This window comes from Mycobacterium ostraviense, from assembly GCF_002705925.1.
In the GTDB taxonomy this organism is placed as follows: Bacteria; Actinomycetota; Actinomycetes; order Mycobacteriales; family Mycobacteriaceae; genus Mycobacterium; species Mycobacterium ostraviense.
In genome coordinates this window covers 1-270 of record NZ_NKRE01000121.1, presented here as the reverse complement: position 1 = coordinate 270, position 270 = coordinate 1, and the positions used below count along the sequence as shown (strand labels likewise).

The window sequence follows — 270 nt, the reverse complement described above, 5'->3', positions numbered from 1 at the left end:
GTCACCGCCTGCGCCAGCTGGGTTTCCCAAAGCGGCACCGTATTGACCAGCGTCGAGTTGATCTTCGTCACCAGCGATTTGTCGTTTTCCTGCACCAGCCGGATCGAGGGCAGCGACTGCATGGTCACCTGCCGGGTCAGTTTCAGGTCATGGACCCGGCGTTCCAGATCGTCGCGAACGGTGCGCAGATCACGCAGCTGCTGCGCCTCCATCACCTGGCCATCGGCGGGGCTGGCCTGCACCTCGGCTTCCTTGGCGGGAATCAGATCC

At 63.3% G+C, this 270-nt stretch carries 1 protein-coding gene; it reads right to left on the bottom strand.

The features are described from left to right. The coding region (locus CDN38_RS28230) for a toxic anion resistance protein (protein ID WP_180276465.1) at window positions 1–270 on the bottom strand (270 nt) is incomplete at both ends.